The sequence below is a fragment of the Mesorhizobium sp. M7D.F.Ca.US.004.03.1.1 genome, assembly GCF_003998635.1.
GTDB classification, from domain to species: domain Bacteria; phylum Pseudomonadota; class Alphaproteobacteria; order Rhizobiales; family Rhizobiaceae; genus Mesorhizobium; species Mesorhizobium loti.
This window is the reverse complement of record NZ_RZQG01000833.1, coordinates 1-2,586: the sequence shown is the minus strand read 5'-3', so window position 1 is coordinate 2,586 and position 2,586 is coordinate 1. Positions and strand designations below refer to the sequence as shown.

Annotated in this window: 2 protein-coding genes and 1 pseudogene; all 3 read left to right on the top strand. The window is 62.3% G+C overall.

Going from position 1 to position 2,586, the window contains the following annotated elements:
- A partial coding sequence (locus EN935_RS30590) for an ABC transporter substrate-binding protein (RefSeq protein ID WP_164771471.1) occupies positions 1-1,091 on the top strand: 1,091 nt, incomplete at its 5' end.
- A 247-nt stretch (positions 1,092-1,338) separates the two neighbouring features.
- A complete protein-coding gene (locus tag EN935_RS30585) occupies positions 1,339-2,268 on the top strand; it encodes a sugar ABC transporter permease (RefSeq protein WP_127265687.1) in 930 nt (309 codons plus the stop codon).
- Positions 2,269-2,278: 10 nt separating this feature from the next.
- A pseudogene (locus EN935_RS30580) lies at positions 2,279-2,586 on the top strand (carbohydrate ABC transporter permease); the annotation flags it as partial.

The following is a 2,586-nucleotide window of genomic DNA, read 5'->3' as shown; positions in this document are numbered from 1 at the left end:
TCAAGGTGGTGTTCGCGCCGTCGGCGCCGACCGAATATGACGCCGCGCTCGGCGCCAAGCTTGCCGCCGGCTCGGCGGGCGACCTGATCACCTGCCGCCCCTTCGACAAGTCGCTTGAACTGTTCAAGGAGGGCAACCTCGCCGACCTGTCGGCGCTGCCCGGCATGGAGAACTTCTCTCCGGTGGCCAAATCCGCCTGGCAGACCGACGACGGCAAGGCGAGCTTCTGCGTGCCGATGGCCTCGGTCATCCACGGCTTCATCTACAACAAGGACGCCTTCGACAAGCTCGGCATCAAGGTGCCGGAGACCCGCGACGAATTCTTCGCCGCGCTCGACAAGATCAAGGCCGACGGCACCTACATCCCGATGGCGATGGGCACCAAGGATCTCTGGGAAGCCGCGACCATGGGCTACCAGAACATCGGCCCGAACTACTGGAAGGGCGAGGACGGCCGCGCGGCGCTGATCAAGGGCGATCAGAAGCTGACCGACAAGGACTGGGTCGCGCCGTATGAGGAACTGGCAAAGTGGAAGCCTTATCTCGGCGACGGCTTTGAAGCCCAGACCTATCCGGACAGCCAGAACCTGTTCACGCTCGGCCGCGCCGCCATCTACCCGGCCGGCTCATGGGAAATCGGCCTTTTCAACACCCAGGCCCAGTTCAAGATGGGCGCCTTCCCGCCGCCGGTCGAGAAGGCCGGCGACACCTGCTACATCTCCGACCATACCGATATCGGCATGGGCCTGAATGCGGCTTCGAAGAACGCCGATGCGGCCAAGACCTTCCTGTCCTGGGTCGCCTCGCCGGACTTCGCCACCATCTACGCCAACGCGCTGCCGGGCTTCTTCAGCCTGAACTCCGCACCGGTGAAGATGGAAGACCCGCTGGCGCAGGAATTCGTCTCCTGGCGCGGCAAGTGCAAGTCGACGATCCGCTCGACCTACCAGATCCTGTCGCGCGGCACGCCGAACCTCGAAAACGAGACCTGGGTTGAATCGGCCAACGTCATCAACGGCACCGATACGCCGGAAGCTGCCGCCAAGAAGCTGCAGACCGGTCTCGACAGCTGGTACAAGCCGGCCAAGTAAGCGCTCAGGCAACGGAGCCGGCCGGGCGCAGGCCTGGCCGGTTCCGGACTACCTCATTCAGAGTGCGCCTATTCAGATTGCGATTGTCGGCACCGCCTCCCGGCCTTACCCTCTCTTCGGGGAAGGCTAGCTGATCAGTCGCAGGCCTTTGTTCTTGCCGCACCGGGCAAGAGTGTTCGGGCCGTGCATCGAGGCATCATCTAGATCGATACCCTTTTGGAACCGAGAGACGGCGGGGACCGAACTCATGGCCGCAGATATCAGACCGAAAAGACCGTTCCGCTGGCATATCGGCGTCTTTTTGGCGCCGGCAGTGCTCGTCTATACGGCGATCATGATCCTGCCGCTCGCCGGCACGCTGCAGCTGTCGCTGTTCCGCAACATCGAGCAGCATCAGGTCTTCGTCGGGCTGGAAAACTTCCGCATGCTGTTCGGCGATCCCAACTGGTCGGTGGGTTTCTGGAACGCGCTCAGGAACAACACCTGGTTCTTCATCATCCACATGCTGGTGCAGAACCCGATCGGCGTCATGCTGGCGGCCCTGCTGTCCAGCCCAAGACTGAGATTTGCGGCCTTCTACCGCACGGCGATCTTCGTGCCGACCATCCTGTCCTTCGTCATCGTCGGTTTCGCCTGGAAGCTGATCCTGTCGCCATTGTGGGGCGTGGCGCCGCATCTGATGGATCTCGTCGGCCTGAAAAGCCTGTTCACGCCGTGGCTCGGCAAGGAGCAATATGCGCTGACCGCGCTCAGCCTGATCTCGGTTTGGCAATTCGTCGGCATCCCGATGATGCTGATCTACGCAGCCCTGCTGTCGATCCCCGAAGAGGTAATCGAGGCCGCCGAATGCGACGGGATCACCGGCCTGTCGCAGTTCTGGAAGATCAAGCTGCCGCTGATCCTGCCGTCGATCGGCATCATCTCGATCCTCACCTTCGTCGGTAATTTCAACGCCTTCGACCTGATCTACACCGCGCAAGGGGCGCTCGCCGGGCCGAACTATTCCACGGATATCCTCGGCACCTTCCTCTACCGCGCCTTCTTCGGCTTCCAGCTGCAGGTCGGCGATCCCAATATGGGGGCGGCGATCGCCACGATGATGTTCCTGATCATCCTCGGCGGCGTCTGCGTCTATCTCTTCCTCGTGCAGACGCGCCTGCGTCGCTACCAGTTCTGAGGGGCAAGAGATGAGCACCGCCACCCGTTCCGTGCCCCGCACCATCGGCGCCCATGCGATCCTGCTGACCTATACGGTGATCGCGCTGTTTCCGGTGATCCTGGTGATCATGAATTCGTTCAAGTCTCGCGCCGGCATCTTCGGCGCGCCGCTGACGCCGCCGACGCCCAAGACCTTCGACCTGATCGGCTACACGACCGTCATCGGCCAGGGCGATTTCATCCACTATTTCCAGAACAGCCTCGTCGTCACCGTCGCCTCGCTGTTCTTCGTGCTGTTGTTCGGCGCCATGGCAGCCTTCGCCCTGTCGGAATACCG